The 16,669-nt window shown below is 44.9% G+C and carries 16 protein-coding genes; 7 read left to right on the top strand and 9 right to left on the bottom strand.

The genetic code is table 11. The features are described from left to right. Window positions 1-8: 8 nt before the first annotated feature. A complete protein-coding gene (gene ybaK / locus ACOJRU_RS07235; RefSeq protein WP_421134346.1) occupies window positions 9-479 on the top strand; it encodes a Cys-tRNA(Pro) deacylase in 471 nt (156 codons plus the stop codon). A gap of 112 nt (window positions 480-591) precedes the next feature. Then, on the top strand, window positions 592-2,154 hold the full coding sequence (locus ACOJRU_RS07230) for a hypothetical protein (protein WP_421134345.1): 1,563 nt from the start codon (window positions 592-594) through the stop codon (window positions 2,152-2,154). A 30-nt stretch (window positions 2,155-2,184) separates the two neighbouring features. Here the strand turns inward: ACOJRU_RS07230 and ACOJRU_RS07225 are convergent, their stop codons facing one another. The 8 genes from ACOJRU_RS07225 to thrS all read right to left on the bottom strand — a co-directional run bounded on the left by ACOJRU_RS07225 (window position 2,185) and on the right by thrS (window position 10,006). Next, a complete protein-coding gene (locus ACOJRU_RS07225; RefSeq protein WP_421134344.1) occupies window positions 2,185-2,736 on the bottom strand; it encodes a hypothetical protein in 552 nt (183 codons plus the stop codon). 104 nt (window positions 2,737-2,840) lie between these two features. Continuing rightward, window positions 2,841-3,137, bottom strand: a complete 297-nt coding sequence (ihfA, locus tag ACOJRU_RS07220) for an integration host factor subunit alpha (protein ID WP_421134343.1) — start codon at window positions 3,135-3,137, stop codon at window positions 2,841-2,843. Between the two features lie 3 nt (window positions 3,138-3,140). Beyond that, window positions 3,141-5,528, bottom strand: coding sequence for a phenylalanine--tRNA ligase subunit beta (pheT, locus tag ACOJRU_RS07215; RefSeq protein WP_421134342.1), 2,388 nt, complete (start codon window positions 5,526-5,528; stop codon window positions 3,141-3,143). 14 nt (window positions 5,529-5,542) lie between these two features. After that, window positions 5,543-6,523 carry a phenylalanine--tRNA ligase subunit alpha gene (pheS, locus tag ACOJRU_RS07210; RefSeq protein WP_421134341.1) on the bottom strand — a complete coding sequence of 327 codons (981 nt, stop codon included), beginning with the start codon at window positions 6,521-6,523 and terminating at the stop codon, window positions 5,543-5,545. Window positions 6,524-6,760: 237 nt separating this feature from the next. After that, the gene (rplT, locus tag ACOJRU_RS07205; RefSeq protein ID WP_070174515.1) at window positions 6,761-7,117 is read right to left on the bottom strand and encodes a 50S ribosomal protein L20; all 357 of its coding nucleotides are present in this window, start codon (window positions 7,115-7,117) and stop codon (window positions 6,761-6,763) included. 17 nt (window positions 7,118-7,134) lie between these two features. After that, window positions 7,135-7,332 carry a 50S ribosomal protein L35 gene (gene rpmI / locus ACOJRU_RS07200; protein ID WP_012518091.1) on the bottom strand — a complete coding sequence of 66 codons (198 nt, stop codon included), beginning with the start codon at window positions 7,330-7,332 and terminating at the stop codon, window positions 7,135-7,137. Between the two features lie 116 nt (window positions 7,333-7,448). Continuing rightward, entirely contained in the window at window positions 7,449-7,988 is a 540-nt protein-coding gene (infC, locus tag ACOJRU_RS07195; RefSeq protein ID WP_421134738.1) for a translation initiation factor IF-3, read from the bottom strand. 101 nt (window positions 7,989-8,089) lie between these two features. After that, complete coding sequence (thrS, locus tag ACOJRU_RS07190) at window positions 8,090-10,006, bottom strand: threonine--tRNA ligase (protein WP_421134340.1); 1,917 nt, start codon at window positions 10,004-10,006, stop codon at window positions 8,090-8,092. 321 nt (window positions 10,007-10,327) lie between these two features. Here thrS and ACOJRU_RS07185 point away from each other — a divergent pair, with 321 nt between their 5' ends. The 3 genes from ACOJRU_RS07185 to ACOJRU_RS07175 are packed head-to-tail and all read left to right on the top strand — an operon-like array spanning window position 10,328 to window position 13,090. After that, window positions 10,328-11,203 (top strand): fructosamine kinase family protein, encoded by an 876-nt coding sequence (locus ACOJRU_RS07185; protein WP_421134339.1) that lies wholly within the window; start codon window positions 10,328-10,330, stop codon window positions 11,201-11,203. 20 nt (window positions 11,204-11,223) lie between these two features. Then, complete coding sequence (locus ACOJRU_RS07180) at window positions 11,224-11,973, top strand: pteridine reductase (RefSeq protein WP_421134338.1); 750 nt, start codon at window positions 11,224-11,226, stop codon at window positions 11,971-11,973. After that, window positions 11,960-13,090 (top strand): DUF3080 family protein, encoded by a 1,131-nt coding sequence (locus tag ACOJRU_RS07175; protein WP_421134337.1) that lies wholly within the window; start codon window positions 11,960-11,962, stop codon window positions 13,088-13,090. The genes ACOJRU_RS07180 and ACOJRU_RS07175 overlap by 14 nt, the downstream gene beginning before the upstream one ends. 22 nt (window positions 13,091-13,112) lie before the next feature. On the opposite strand, the gene ACOJRU_RS07170 is transcribed toward ACOJRU_RS07175, so the two are convergent. Further along, window positions 13,113-14,258, bottom strand: a complete 1,146-nt coding sequence (locus ACOJRU_RS07170) for a mechanosensitive ion channel family protein (protein WP_421134336.1) — start codon at window positions 14,256-14,258, stop codon at window positions 13,113-13,115. 214 nt (window positions 14,259-14,472) lie between these two features. On the opposite strand from ACOJRU_RS07170, the gene ACOJRU_RS07165 reads away from it, so the two are divergent. Both ACOJRU_RS07165 and ACOJRU_RS07160 read left to right on the top strand, forming a co-directional pair. After that, complete coding sequence (locus ACOJRU_RS07165; protein WP_421134335.1) at window positions 14,473-15,306, top strand: MurR/RpiR family transcriptional regulator; 834 nt, start codon at window positions 14,473-14,475, stop codon at window positions 15,304-15,306. Window positions 15,307-15,458: 152 nt separating this feature from the next. After that, a complete protein-coding gene (locus tag ACOJRU_RS07160) occupies window positions 15,459-16,661 on the top strand; it encodes an amidase (RefSeq protein ID WP_421134334.1) in 1,203 nt (400 codons plus the stop codon). The last annotated feature ends 8 nt before the right edge of the window (window positions 16,662-16,669 follow it).

Raw genomic sequence — 16,669 nt, 5'->3', positions numbered from 1 at the left:
GAAGCGCAGTGACGCCTGCAATTACATTACTTCGAAAACAGAAAGTACCTCACGACGTACTGAGTTATGAGCATGAACCGCTCGCCGCTTCTTACGGTGTAGAAGCGGCTGAAAAACTGTCATTAGATGCTGATGCTGTTTTTAAAACGCTGGTTCTAGAGAGCGAGACCAAGACATTAGTCGTCGCATTAGTGCCAGTGAAACATAAGGTAAGTGAAAAAAAGTTAGCTAACATTGTTGGCGCAAAAAAAATAAAAATGGCAGCCCCTGAAACGGTAACCAAAAGCACGGGATATGTATTGGGCGGCGTTAGCCCTATTGCACAGAAAAGACGTTTACGAACTGTTATACACACTAGCGCACAGGCACAATCTACGCTTTACGTAAGTGCTGGTAAGCGCGGGTTAGAAATTGCTATAACACCAGATACACTGGCAACGTTAACCGACGCAACGTGGGCCGAGATTACCGCCGATTAACGAGGCAAAATACATCGCGTATCGGCTCAAAACATGCACTTTATTGCATAAAAACGTTCTCAGTGTTACGTTTATATGACATTGAAATTACGTATTACCTATTTGGTCATCAATGCTGCAAAATAGCCAATCGCGATTCGGCGCGCGTCGTAATGTTGAAAATAGATTTTCACAGATACCGACCATGGTCAGCGAGATCTCGAAAAAGATAACAGACTTTCGACAGAGGTTTAGGAAACTCGTCGATAATGCTGAAATTTTTTTCAATGACTATCAAGCGCAGTATCGTTCTCTTGCCTTGTTAAAACGCAAAATCGATACATTTCAAGAGCAACTTGACCGTATAGACACTTACCGAAAAGAAAAAGGTAAGTACCCCTCGATAAAAGGCCAACCTTCAACACAGCGCTATATCGCCCGTCTAGTCGCCCAACAATCCAAGCTAGAGGATGAGCATCGAACGCTTGAAAACAAGATTAATGCCGCAAGAAATGAGCGCTACGAAGCACTAGATCATCTAACTGATGAGATTTTAGACTTATTAGATGGGCATCAAATTTTTGGACAGTTTTTAGGGACTATCGCATTATCTACGCCGTCACCTGAAGACAAGGTGCGCCACATTCGCAATGAGAAGTATAAGCCTATTTATATTGCCGCACTGACCATTGCATTGTTTGAAGAGGTAAGATTCAAGCATACCTTCAATCATGCGTTGCTAAACGATGAGCTTAAAAGCCTATTTCCAACCGCTGACAAATTTAGCTTAATGGCAAATAAGAACGACAAGAGTAACACGGTAAACTTAACGCGACAGCCCATGCCTAGCGAAACCAAACTTGCCTATCGTGAAAATATTTTAAAACCCTTAGCTAAAGCGGCGTTGTTACAATCGATAGGTTTGCATAGCCCGGAGGCTCAGCAGGTGTTGGGAAGAGACAGATACCGTCGGCTTAATAATAGCGAGCGCACCTCGTTACTTGCCATTATTGACAAGAAAACCATGGACTATATAAAGCTAGGCGTGGGGATCCCGACCGTGCGTTTTGACAGCAGAGAGGAAAAAGCAGCCTTTATTGCTCACGAACAAAAACAACTTACCTTTATGATAGATATTTTAAGTGGTCTTAAAAAAACGGGTCACGAACTTGGGGATCTCATTCGTATACCGATGACATACGCCTCTTTTTTACTCTCAACAAAAAAAGACTTTGATTACCGAGAAATATACCGTGCTTACGACATCATTGACGAAAGCAAACAAAGAGAAACTAACCACCCTACTCATGTTTCATGCTTTTTAAAAATGGTGGGCCGCTTCCCCCTTGGTGCGGGGCTTTACTTTATTCAAGAGGAGACAGGAGAGATTGAGCGTGCAATCGTTTCGTCGCTGTACCCTTTTAATGTGGATGAACCTATTTGCAAACAAATTACCCGCAGACAAATACAGTTCCTAAGCCAGGCTGAGGTCGTCGTCTCTAAGGCAAGTAACTTGTTTTATGCACAAAGCAGAAAAGACAGTCATTATGAGCCTGACTTTCTGGGCGCAAGGTATACTGAGGGATTTACTTGGAATGCAGTAGATTTGTGGGAGTCGCAAATATCATCACTGGCATTTTGGAAAAAGGACGGGGTCAGAAAGACGAACGGTCGCTATAACCCAGACTCTTACTGAACCCACCTATTCTTTTCGGCTTAGCGCTAGTTAGCTTTCATTACGGTTTTTATCCATCCATATCTCTCGCGCGTTTTGTATATCTTGCTGCGTGGGCGTTTGGCTGCCTGATACGGTCATCGCTATCTGATAAATAATTTGTTCACGCTTATCCAAAAGCGTCTGTGCCCTTTTGAATAAATCCTGCGCTTCCGGGTACCTTGCTTTAAGTGCTTCGATACCACCTAATGTATAGTACTGTTTCTCAAAGGCATCATTAAACAGCTGTCGCTTGGCATTAAAGACTAGATAATCTCGTGCTGCATCTGACTGTAAATAGGTAATATCCGTTGCTGGCAATTTTGCTTCGTTAGCCACCACAAGTGCTTGCGAAATCCATTCGTCAATTTTATCGCTATCCTCCTGTTCCACCGCCTGCTTTATGCCTGACTGTAGATCGCTAGCATGCAATATATCCATTACAGTAATAACAGGGACGTAAGCAGCATCCTCAGCTCGTTCCTGCGACGCGTCAGATAAATAGGTAAAATAGCTCGCGACAACTATTATGCAAAATAAGAGAACAACAAGTGTTTTATTCACACTTCCTCCTAGGTATTAATGAAAACCATTTATTTTAAAACGCACACACAAAAAGAGCGAGTACACTCGCTCTTTTTCTTCATGTATACGACTAATAAATACGACTAGTCGACAGGCGTCGAGTTTTCTACTCGGCTCTTTAATTTTTGACCCGGGCGGAATGTCACCACGCGGCGCGCTTTAATTGGAATGTCCTCGCCCGTTTTAGGATTACGGCCGGGACGTTCGTTTTTATCACGCAGGTCAAAGTTGCCAAAACCTGACAGTTTTACTTGCTCACCAGATTCTAGAGCGCCTTTAATTTCTTCAAAAAAAAGCTCTACCAGATCTTTCGCATCACGCTTGTTGATGCCTAGTTTCTCGAATAGGTGTTCAGCCATCTCGGCTTTGGTCAATGCCATAGTTTACTCTCTTAACGCGGCCCCAAACTCAGATTCCAGACCTTTAACCACAGTATCCACAGCCTGCTGAATTTCAGCTTCTTCTAAGGTTTTATCCGGATCTTGTAAATGAAGTGACAAAGCAAGGCTCTTGTAACCGGGTTCAATCCCCTTTCCTTTGTACTCATCGAACAAGTTTAGAGCAACTAGTTGATTTACGCCAATATTTTCTATGTAAGAAAGCACATTTCCTACTCGAACCTCGTCTTTCACCGTAATGGCGATGTCTCGGCGGTTTGACGGGAAGCGTGATACAGGCGCTGCAAGCGGTAGTTTCCGACTTGTAATAGCATCTACCGTTAACTCAAATACAAACACACGGCCATTAACACCTAACAGTTTAGTAAATTGTGGATGTACTGCACCAATATACCCAACTTCTTTATCGTTAAGCAAAATTTTTGCTGCCATGCCTGGGTGCAATGCGCTGTGTTCAGTGGTTACAAACTGAAATTCGCCCGTTTTGCCCGTTAGCGCTAATAGCGCTTCAACATCGGCTTTTGCATCAAAGAAGTCTACTGGACTATCGCCTAAATCCCAATGCTCGTCATTACGTCGACCGGCTAAAACGCCACCGATAACATTTTCTTGCAACACGCCATTGGGTGCATCAGGCTGAGGAACAAAGCGTAACCCAGTCTCAAATAGACGAATACGTTGCTGCTGTCGTTTTTGGTTATACGCTGTCGCACCAAGTAATCCAGGCCATAAGCTTACACGCATTACCGACATGTCGGATGAAATTGGATGAGGTAACACCATACCTTTTGCGTCAGGGAAAAGTGCATTTTGCACTTTAGGGTCAACAAAAGAGTACGTAATGGCTTCATTAAAGCCGCGACTTAACAGCAACGACTTCATGTTGTTAAGCGGAAGTCTTGATTCTTGCGACGGTAACATTGCTAGCGTGGCTTTAGGTGCGACGTTTGGAATGTTGTTGTACCCATAAACTCGAGCAATTTCTTCGATAAGATCTTCTTCGATTGAAATATCGAAACGATAACTCGGCGCAACGGCATCCCAACCCGCGTCGGTTTCCGTTACATTAAGACCAAGGCGATTTAGCATTTCAGTTACTTTCGCATCGTCAATAGTAATACCTAACACGCGAGTTAAGCGCTCACGACGAAGTGTCACCTTTGCTTGCTTTGGCAACTTGTCCTCAGAAACTGCTTCAACAACCGGACCGGCTTCACCACCACAAATCTCAAGAACAAGCGCCGTAGCACGCTCCATTGCTTTATGCTGTAGTAACGGATCTACACCGCGCTCGTAGCGATGAGAGGCATCAGTATGTAAGCCATACTGACGAGCTCGCCCCATGATTACGTCACGGCTAAAAAATGCACTTTCGAGCAAAATATCTTGCGTTTCGCTAGTTACACCCGAGTGAAGACCACCGAAAATACCTGCCATCGCTAAGGATTTTTTGTCATCAGCAATCACTAGGGTATTGTCTTTAAGCTTGGCTTCAGTTTCATCGAGTAATGTAAGCACTTCGCCTTCGTTTGCCATACGCACATTGATGTTGCCCTCAATCGAGGCCAAATTGAATGCATGCATTGGCTGACCAAGTTCAAGAAGAACAAAATTAGTCACATCTACAATAGGGTCTATACTACGAATGCCGCAGCGTCTAAGTTTCTCAACTAACCATAATGGCGATGCCGCTTTTACATTTACACCTTTAACTACCCGGCCCAAGTAACGCGGGCAGGCATCATCGGCGGTTAACGTAATACTGAGGCTTTCGTCGATTGACGCATTGACCGATTCAATAACAGGCTCACATACGTCAAGGTTGTTAAGTACACCCACTTCACGGGCAATACCGCGTAGCCCCAAGCAATCAGCACGATTCGGGGTAAGGTCTACTTCAATGGCTTTGTCGTTTAGGCCAAGGTAATCACGAATATCGCTGCCAATAGGTGCATCAGCTGGAAGCTCCATGATGCCGTCATGATCATCACTAATACCTAATTCAGAAAAGCTACATAGCATGCCAAATGACGGTTCACCGCGTAGCTTCGCTTTTTTAATCTTGAAGTCACCGGGCAACACTGCGCCAACACACGCAACAGCCACTTTAATCCCTTGACGACAATTAGGCGCGCCACAAACGATATCGAGTAGCTCGTCGCCACCTACGTTAATTTTTGTCACTCGTAATTTGTCGGCGTTTGGATGCTGACCGCATTCCACGACTTCACCAACTAGCACACCGGAAAACTCTCCAGCAACGGGCTCAACGCCATCAACCTCTAATCCGGCCATGCTCAACTGTTCAGACAGCTCATGTGCTGACAGCGACGGGTTAACCCATTCTCTTAACCAATTTTCACTGAATTTCATGTCTACTCTCTGCCTTAGTTGAACTGCTTAAGAAAACGTAGGTCGTTTTCAAAAAATGCACGCAAGTCGTTAACCCCATAACGCAGCATGGTTAAACGCTCAACGCCCATACCAAAGGCAAAGCCTGTATACTCTTCTGGGTCGATACCAACCGCTTTAAGCACGTTAGGATGAACCATACCGCAGCCTAATACTTCCAGCCATTGACCGTTTTTACCCATCACATCAACTTCCGCTGACGGCTCGGTAAACGGGAAGTAGGAAGGACGGAAACGCACCTCAAGAGACTCTTCAAAGAAATGATGCAGAAAGTCGTGCAGTATGCCTTTAAGGTCAGTAAAGCTAACGTTCTTATCTACCATTAACCCTTCAACCTGATGAAACATAGGGGTATGAGTTTGATCGTAATCATTTCGGTATACACGACCTGGAGAGATAATACGAAGTGGTGGCTTCTCAACTTCCATCGTACGAATCTGTACGCCTGATGTTTGCGTTCTCAGCATCATGTCAGGATTAAAATAGAAGGTATCGTGATCAGCACGAGCTGGATGATTCGCAGGAATATTCAGCGCATCGAAATTATGAAAACCATCTTCAATTTCAGGCCCGGTTTTAACCGAAAAGCCAAGTTCGCCAAAGAATGATTCAATACGTGCAATTGTGCGACTTACTGGGTGAAGGTTACCGGGTTTTTCGGTACGTCCAGGTAACGTCACGTCAATCGCTTCTTCAGCAAGCTTACTGTTCATTTCAGCAGTGCGAAGTAAATCGCCTTTTGCAGAAATGGCTTGCTGTATTGCCTGCTTAGCCACGTTGATTTTTTGACCCGCGGCAGGACGTTCTTCGTTAGAAAGCTTTCCTAACCCTTTAAGTAAGTCGGTAAGTTTACCTTTCTTACCCATGAATTCGACCCTAACTTGGTCTAGTGTGGCTGCATCTTCGGCAGCGTCAATCTGGCTCTTTGCCTGATTGATAATCGCGTCAAGCTCCATGGTTTCCTCAATGTGCATGATGACTGGATGGCCAAAGCGGTGAAGTTGCTTTTCACAAGCTTAGGCATGCCTGAAATAAAGCCGTTAGTTTACACGAGAGGTAATTAGGAGGGCTACCCTAGATAGCTGATATTGACGTATTTTCATGCTTTTTTTTATAAAAAAGCGTAGAAACGAAAAAAGGCGAGCATCCTGCTCGCCTTTTTCCGAAAGAACTTAAACTTAATTAGTTAATAATTAAGCTAATGCGCCTTTAGCCGCATCGACTAGTGCGCTGAAAGCTGCTTTGTCATGTACAGCGATGTCGGCAAGGATCTTACGATCGATTTCAACAGACGCTTTTTTCAGACCGTTAATGAAACGGCTGTATGACATACCATTTTGACGTGCAGCAGCATTGATACGTGCAATCCACAATTGACGGAATTGACGCTTGCGCTGACGACGGTCACGATAAGCATATTGACCAGCTTTAGTTACGGCTTGTACCGCTACGCGATAAACACGTGAACGAGCACCGTAATAACCTTTTGCCTGCTTGAGGACTTTTTTGTGGCGTGCACGTGCGATTGTGCCGCGTTTTACTCTAGCCATTTATAGTCTCCTAAGTCTTAAACGTAAGGCAACATGCGCTGAACCAATTTGGTATCAGAATCATGAACCAGTTTTTTGCCACGTAAGTGACGTTTACGCTTAGAGCTCTTCTTAGTCAGAATGTGACGTAAGTGAGACTGTTTGCTTTTAAAGCGGCCAGAACCCGTTTTCTTAAAACGTTTGGCGGCACCGCTTACAGTTTTCATTTTAGGCATTGCTAAAACTCCGCATTGTTTAGTATCGACATATTAGGCTTGCAGTTGCCTGTTGTCGGTTAATGTTTGCAGCAAGGTGTTTCAGGACGCAGTTTCCTGAAAACTTTAGACCATTACTACTTCTTAGTTGGGGCTAGCACCATGATCATCTGACGGCCTTCCACACGACGTGGGAAAGACTCACAGTTGGCAATGTCTTCCAAATCGCCTTTAACGCGATTTAGCAAATCAATGCCGATATCTTGGTGCGCCATTTCACGTCCGCGGAAACGGATCGTAACTTTGGCTTTATCACCACCTTCAAGAAAGCGACGCAGGTTGCGCAGTTTTACCTGGTAATCGCCTTCATCAGTGCCAGGGCGAAATTTAATCTCCTTGACCTGAATTTGCTTCTGTTTTTTCTTCTGCTCTTTTTGAGCCTTACTTTTTTCGAAGAGGAACTTGCCATAGTCCATAACTTTACAGACAGGCGGCTCGGCATTCGGACTGATTTCCACTAGATCGAGGCTTGCTTCTTCCGCGTGTCGAGTTGCTTCAGCAAGTGAAACTACGCCAGCCTGTTCTCCATCTTTGCCAATTAATCGAACTTCTCTGGCTTTAATCTCATCGTTAATGCGGGCTTTATCGCCCTGAGCCTTATTATTAGCGCCTTTAATATGCTATTCCTCCAAACATTTAAATCGTTTGTCTGCTCTTGCCTTCGAATTGAAATATACAAAAGCAGACACTGTCGTGCAGTATACACGAAAAAGCTCAATTACTTAATGGTCTTTTCAACCACTTCTTGTTGAGCCATGGCAATAAAGTTTTCCAGGGACATTTTTCCAAGGTCGTCGCCGCGACGTGAACGTACTGCCACCTCGCCAGCTTCCATCTCTTTATCGCCTACCACAAGCATATATGGAATACGCTTTAAGGTGTGCTCGCGGATTTTAAAGCCAATCTTCTCATTTCTCAAGTCAGACTTTGCTCTAATTCCAATTTCTTGCAGTTTTTTCGCACAATCTTGTGCGTAATCGGCCTGTTTATCGGTAATGTTCATGATAACGACCTGTTGAGGAGCTAGCCACAGTGGATAAAACCCTGCGAACTCTTCGGTGAGAATTCCGATGAAGCGTTCAAGAGAGCCAAGAATAGCACGGTGAATCATTACCGGTACTTTTCTTTCGCCGTCTTCAGCAACATAGGTCGACCCGAGTCGGCCTGGCATTGAGAAGTCTAATTGAACGGTACCACACTGCCACGCACGGTCTAAACAGTCATGTAACGTAAATTCAATTTTTGGCCCGTAGAACGCGCCTTCACCAGGCTGGTAATCAAATGCGATGTCATTTGCCTTAAGCGCATCTGCTAGTGCCGCTTCAGACTTGTCCCAAATATCGTCAGACCCAACGCGCTGCTCTGGACGAGTAGATAGTTTTACCGCAATGTTGTCGAACCCGAACGCCGCGTAGGTTTCATAAACCATACGAATACAACCGCTCACTTCTTCCAGTATCTGTTCTTCGGTACAGAAAATGTGAGCATCGTCTTGCGTAAAACCACGAACACGCATTAGGCCATGCAACGCGCCTGAAGGCTCGTTACGGTGACAGCAACCAAATTCAGCCATACGCAACGGTAAGTCGCGATAAGACTTCAGTCCTTGGTTGAATATTTGCACATGGCCTGGGCAGTTCATCGGCTTAATAGCATATTCACGTTTTTCTGACTCAGTGGTGAACATGTTTTCAGCGTATTTGTCCCAGTGTCCTGATTTTTCCCATAACGTGCGGTCCATCATTAACGGGCCTTTCACTTCATCGTAATCGTACTCTCTAAGTTTTTTGCGTACGAAACTTTCAAGCTCAGTATAAATCGTCCAGCCGTCGTTATGCCAAAACACCATACCTGGCGCTTCTTCTTGCCAATGGAACAAGTTTAATGCTTTACCAATTTTACGGTGGTCTCGCTTCTCAGCTTCCTCTAAGCGCTTAAGGTAAGCATTCAGTTGCTTCTTATCCGCCCACGCCGTTCCGTAAATACGCTGTAGCATCTTGTTGTCGCTATCACCACGCCAGTAAGCACCTGCTACCTTCATCAGTTTGAAGTGATGGCAGAACTTCATGTTCGGCACATGGGGGCCACGACACATATCAGTGTATTCTTCGTGTTGGTAAAGCGCTGGACGGTCGTCTTTACTAATATTTTCGTCCAGTATTTCTATTTTGTACGATTCGCCACGCGCGTCGAACGCGTCACGCGCTTCTTGCCAGCTAACTTTGTTTTTAACAACGTTATAGTTTGTTTTTGCCAGCTGAAGCATGCGCTTCTCAAGCTTAAGCATATCTTCTTGCGTTAAGCTTTCTTTCATATCGACATCGTAGTAAAAGCCGTTATCGATAACAGGGCCAATTGCCATCTTGGTATTTGGCCATAATTGCTTGATAGCGTGACCTAGTAAATGCGCACAGCTATGACGAAGGATCTCAAGTCCATCATCGTCTTTGGCAGTAATAATTTGTAGTTTCGCATCAGCGTCAATAATGTCGACCGCGTCAACCAACTCACCGTTCACTTTACCTGCAATGGTCGCCTTGGCTAAACCAGGGCCAATGTCGTTGGCAACGTCAAGAACAGAAACTGGGTTTTCGAAAGCGCGTTGGCTTCCGTCAGGAAGAGTAATAACAGGCATTTTGTTTCCTATACAGTGGTGACACCTACTCTGCGCCACTTGTGGGGTAAAAGTTAAGTGGTGCAAACGAGCACCGTCGTGTTCAGTACAATGTAATAGCTGAATACTGCAGCTATAAAAGAAAGCCGTTGCACTAAAACCATATCGTAGCCAGCGATTATAACGACTGATATTACAACTGCAACGACAAACGTACAACAAAGTTGATTTGCCTAGCATTTTTCAAACTTCACGCGCCTTTACAACGCATAAGCGCGATTTTTATACCATACTTAAGTAGTAATACTTCGCTTTTGACCTAGAGAGATTGAGGGTTTGGCCATGTGGCATTTTATCAGTGAGCACATTTCTGAAGTAACCAAAACGCTTTTCCTTTGCACACATACACAGCGCGTAAGCGGTGGCGACACGCACGATGCCTATATTATTCATGATGAGCGAACTCGATACTTTGTAAAAACCCGCACGTACGATGATACGCAACAGCTTCACCTTGAAGCGGAGGGGCTTGATGAGATAGGCGCAGCGAACACCGTTTTAACCCCTCGTGTTATTTGTTGGGGACTGACAAAAAATGAAACCCCTCAGCAAGAGTATTTGGTACTTAGCCATATTCGGTTTATTGAACCGAAAGATGCAGATTTTGCTCGACTTGATGCACAACTCGCGGCAATGCACTCAATAAACAAATATACGCAATATGGATGGCTTCACGATAACTATATTGGCGCGAGCATTCAAACAAACGGGAGAAGCGCGAACTGGGGAGATTTTTTCGCTGAGCAGCGAATAGGAAGCATGCTAGAGCGCCTAGCGGCCCAAGGCGCGCCACTTACGACATCTTCCCCTGTTGTGCAACTTTGTAAAGACGTACTATCGAACCATTGCCCACACCCTGCGCTGGTGCACGGTGACCTGTGGCATGGGAACATTGGCTTTTGTCATAAAGGGCCTGTTATCTTCGATCCCGCCATTTATATTGGGGATGGGGAAACCGACCTAGCCATGGCCGAGTTATTTGGCGGGTTCCCTGCGTCATTTTTCGAAGGGTATGCTGAGCATACTCCTATCGATAAAAACTACGATCAAAGAAAACTTTTTTATCAGTTCTACCATATTCTCAATCATACGCTATTATTTGGCGCTCATTATCAACAGCAAGCCGACATGCTGTTGCAAAAAATTAAAGCACTGTAGTAGAAACGGTAAGGAAAAATATGGCTGAATCGCCTCAGGTAGCACTCATTACCGGTGCAGCAAAACGTATTGGCGCATCGATTGCCAAACATCTTCATAACGAAGGGTTTAATATCATCATTCATTACGGCAGTGCTAAGAAAGACGCCGATAATCTGGTTGAGACCTTAAATACAATAAGACATAGCAGCGCGGTAGCTTTGCAAGCCGACCTTTGCGATATCAGTCAGGTGAACCAACTGGCGAAAACGGCGTTGACACAGTGGGGTTCTCTATCGCTATTAGTGAATAATGCATCAAGCTTCTACCCTACTCCGCTTGGAACGATAACCCAAGATGATTGGACGTCATTAGTTGGTAGCAATGTGAAAGGCCCGCTGTTTTTATCTCAAGCCCTTGCGCCTGCACTGCAGGCGACATCAGGTAACATTATCAATATGATTGATATGCATATTGACCGACCTCTGATGAACCATAGTGTTTATAGTCTAGCGAAAACGGCGCTTGCTTCACTAACGCGTTCACTTGCAACAGAACTTGCACCCAATGTGCGCGTAAATGGTGTCGCCCCGGGCGCAATATTGTGGCCTGAACGCGCACTAACTGACAGTGAAAAGGACTTACTACTAAGCAGTATTCCGCTTGGTTCAATGGGCACGGCCGACGATATCGCACAGGCAGTATGTTTTCTTAATACCGCCCGCTATATCACGGGTCAAACGATATATGTCGATGGAGGCAGGAGCTTACACACTAATGCACCAGCGTAAATCATTTTACCTTGCCCTCGCTCTTCTAACGCTTACATTGCTGACAGGCTGTTTTGGCGAAGATAAACTCAAAGAGGCTGTTGACGCATATACAGCAAGGTTGTCTCGCGTGTTAGATACTACGCTAACCGTTTCCGCTCCACCGGAAAGCCTTCGATTTCCAGATAGAGCCCGTTTACATCAAGTTATTGAGCCAATAAACATCAACTTGAGAGAGTTTTATGCTATCGATGAATGCGAATTAAGTACGTTAATTGCTCAGCGCAACACGACGCTCGGAAAAAGCCAGCTGCCCTCTCAACGTTTTGCATATGAATCTACGCTTAACCGCGTACTTAACGACTGTAAGTCCGCGCTGCGTTTACAAGAAAGCGACCGATATGCCGTGGTAAACGGCTGGTATGAAAAAAAACAAGCGCAATTTGGGGCGGTTTGGGCAAATATGATACAAACCAGCAATGAAATGAAGCTTGGTTTGTCGGTATCAGATAGATTACTTAATGCTGACAAAAATAAAGATGCGCAGGCCAGCATAACTGCACTTTATTATTTGGATAGTTTACTTAACAGTTTGTCAGAAAACCTAGCAAGAAATGATTCAAACTCAACGTTTCCGGATAGTGATACGATATCCTCATCGAACGAACCAAGCACTCCATCGACCCGTTTAAGTAAAGAAATTGAAACACAATTACATATCATCGCATCATCGAGATTGCCTGCCACGATGTGGAACACCCAAACTTACTTAACCCGTTCGCTCTCAGCGCTTACCGCTTCACTTGAGCCTGCATTAGAGGAGATATCTTGCCCCAATGGACGGGCAAGTGATGCCGCTAAGATAGCGCGAAACGTCTTCTATCTGTTTTTTATTAACGAGATTCAGCCAATCGGCAGTGCGCTGAACAACTATCACTACAAGCTACTACCCTTGTGGCAAAAATGGCAAACCAATAACGAATTGCAGCCCGCTTTCAAAGCGTACATCAGCGCTTATACCGAAACGGGTTTCGCTGCCTATCAAGCGGCAATGTCAAACCATGTTGTGCTGTGGCAAGGCTTTTTGGCTCGCTGCAATTTATCGCCAACTGCGCCTTCCGTTCAGCCTACATCTTGAACGTAACGAACAGGCCTTATCGCTAGAGTATATTATCGCCGCTCTCAGGATCGCGAGAGCGCCTTGCTTGTTCTCTGATTTCATGGGCCTCGCTACTTACGTCATCGTCATGGGATGACGCTTGCGCGATTACATCATCAACACATTTTTTATCGCTTTCATTGCCGAGCCTGTCACTGTCTTTAGATGCGCTTTTATCATCTGCTTCTAACGGTTCACCTTCCGTCGATTTCGATGATGAACTATTGATAAACTCAATACCTTGGGGGAAAATACGCTCTCTAGCGTCGTCAGGCATACTGATACCCGCAGCGGTAAATGCCGCTATCACATCTCGCATTAACATCGACGATATCTTAACAATGCTGGTGTCTTCTACATTTATCCAAAAATACACTTTTACATTATAAGATGACGCTCCTAACGTATCGATAAGCACCTGAGGCTCTGGATCGGACAATACCTTTTTGTGCTGTTCTATAATCTCTAACGCAATGCGTTGCGCGTCTCTTATCGATGCGTCATAACCCACACCAATAATAAAATGCCCTCGCATTAAAGGATTAGCCGTTAAGTTTTTTATCACCCCTTTATAGATAGTGGCATTGGGAATTTGAATATGATTGCCATCAAAGTCGACCAAGGTGGTTGCGCGAGCCGTGACTTTTTGAATAATCCCAGTAAAGCTATTTATTTGCACAATGTCGCCTATGCTAAACGGTCGCTGTATCGTAAGTAACAGGCTTGAAATAAAATTTTCTGCAATATCGCGAAACGCAAAACCCAAAATCAATCCAACCACGCCGGTGCCGCTTACAACGGCAATGGCAAAGCCCGTTAATCCCGCCAGATAAAGGAAAACATATACGCCCAGTAAGATAATAAAGACGCTAATGCTTCTTTCTAACACAGAACGCAACAGCACAGAGGACGTCGTTCGAGTTAGCGGTTTGATAAGAAAGCGCGACAATGGCCCTGCGCACAAAATAAACACAACCATTAATATAATGCCAAGGCCGATGCCTGGTAAGCGATACGTCACCTGCTCCCATAACGTTGACAACAGAGACTGGGCACTGTCTAAACTGGTTATCGCTGTTGTGCCCGCAGTGTCGGCATCTTGCGACGTTTGGCTTCGTGTAAACCGTTGAAGCAGTGTAAGTAGCATAGTCGTCCTTGATAAATCGTGTCAGTAAGTCGAAACGCGTCAGCGCGCAAGAGGGATCAATTTATTCTTTTTTACTTGATTATCAACGAAAAGCAATACGGTTTGTCGATAAACAACCTGCAGTTTACGTAGGTCTTTTTTATTCGTTCATGTACCATAACAACAAAGTGCAACGTAATATTACGTTAAGCGTATTTAACGACATGGTACTGTAATGGCTGAACAAACACCTGACGATATCATTAAACAAATAGAGTTGACCTATTTGTCGCTTTCACCTTCAGGGAAAAAAATTGCCCATTATTTACAGCAGAACCCTATCGCCGTATTGTCTCAATCTACCTCGCAGATTGCAGAGAGTACGGGAACGTCAAAAGCAACGGTTAGTCGCCTCTTTCGTCAATTAGGGTTTGCATCTCATCAAGAGGCAAAGGCCGCTCAATCACTTGTTCGCCAACAAGGCGTACCGCTTGGGCGTGCCGTTGAGACAACCGAACAAATCCAACAGGAAATAACGAATGTATCGGGAACGCTAGAGGGTATTGATGCCCACACCCTTACGTCGGTTGCAAATTTGTTAGCAGGTGCTAACCAGCTAACAATTATTGGTTACAGAAATGCCTACCCTTTAGCATTGCATTTTCGTCAGCAGTTAATGCAAATAAGGCGGTCTGTATCCTTGCTTCCGCAACCCGGTCAAACCATTGGCGAAGATATTGTTGACGTAAACCAAGATGATATCGTTATATTATTCGGCTTTAGAAGGCGAACGCGGCAATTCTCATTTGTGCTTGATGCCGTAAAACACGCACGGGTCATTCTTATTACTGACCCAACAGGACAAGCCTATAAACCCGATGTTGAGCATTTACTCGTCTGCCAGCTAGGTGAAACACTGCCGTTTGATAGTTACGCTGCGCCGATGAGCCTTATATCAACGCTATGCAACCTTACCTACGAAAAACTTGGCGATGCAGCCGCTAAGCGTGTTAACACGATTACCGACACCTATGTTCAACTTGATGAACTAGCCAACCCTAAGTTGTAAGCAACATGCAATCGCCCCGTGAGAGTTAAAAAACGATAATATCATCGGGACATACTTCAGAACCTAGGCAAGACTGGAACAAACGTTTCACTTGACTTGACGTAGAAACAATTGTTTCATAGAGCTATCTTTCATTTTTAGTAAGCCTTAACGTGTCGTCTCCCTTCGTTTATTTAGCTCAGCCTAACCAACGCGCCACTGAAAAACTTGTCGATAGCCAATTAAAGGCACTGGACGGTTTGTCGCTAGCGGTAAAAGATTTATTTCATATGAAAGGGTTACCTACCACGGCGGGCAACCCAACGTGGTTATTGACGCATGCTTATCCGGAAGTAACAAATTCGACCGTAACAAAATTACTAGAAGAAGGGGCTATATTTGTCGGTAAAACCATAACCGATGAACTCGCTTATAGCCTAAACGGTCAAAACAAACACTACTCGACCCTCGACAACCCAGCGGCTTCGGGCCGAATTCCTGGCGGTTCATCGTCAGGCTCTGCCGTCGCGGTGTCACTGTTACAGGCAGATATTGGTTTAGGTACCGATACGGGAGGCTCGATACGTGTCCCATCAAGCTATCAAGGGCTATGGGGGCTGCGCACCACTCACAACGCCATACCGTGCGATAATATGGTGCCCCTTGCATCTTCATTCGATACCATCGGCTGGATGACACGAGATATCGACACCATGCTTGCGGTCACCGAAACATGCTTATCATCGGCACAAGCCCGCAGTAATCCATTACATATAGATGCAAAGACGGCTCGCCTCGGTGTTGCAACACATTTGTTTGAAACGGTTGCACACCAATCTCAGTGTACCCCTTTTATTGACGCGTTAATGAAGAACTACAACTGCAATGCGCTTGACGCAGACGAGCTTAATCTAGTGCGACTTAAGACGGCTGATACCTTTCGTGTGCTGCAAGGCGCAGAAATTTGGCAGCAGCACGGAGAATGGATTTCAGCACACAACCCCGATTTTGCTAACGACATTAAGATTCGTTTTGATTGGTGTGAAACACTTTCGGCTTCAGCGATAAACCAAGCAAAAGCGCAACAAGCGCATATTGTTAGTCATCTGAATACGCTTTTTACTAAATACGATGTATTAGTTATACCCACCACGCCAGGTATTGCACCACAATGCGATGCTGATGACGAAACACTGGCAAATGATAGGAATGCCTTGTTATCCCTTACTGCAATAGCAGGGTTAACTGGATTGCCTCAGCTTCATTTACCCCTTTTTACCTTACACAACGCCCCATGCGGATTATCGCTGGTAGGCAAAAAAGACAGTGACATTGCGCTCATAAAGCTTGCCAAGACATTTCTTGAAAACGACTAACACGCAAA

Source organism: Alteromonas algae (assembly GCF_049117195.1).
GTDB lineage: Bacteria > Pseudomonadota > Gammaproteobacteria > Enterobacterales > Alteromonadaceae > Alteromonas.
The sequence above is the reverse complement of the archived record's forward strand: the minus strand, read 5'-3'. Positions and strand labels throughout refer to the sequence as shown.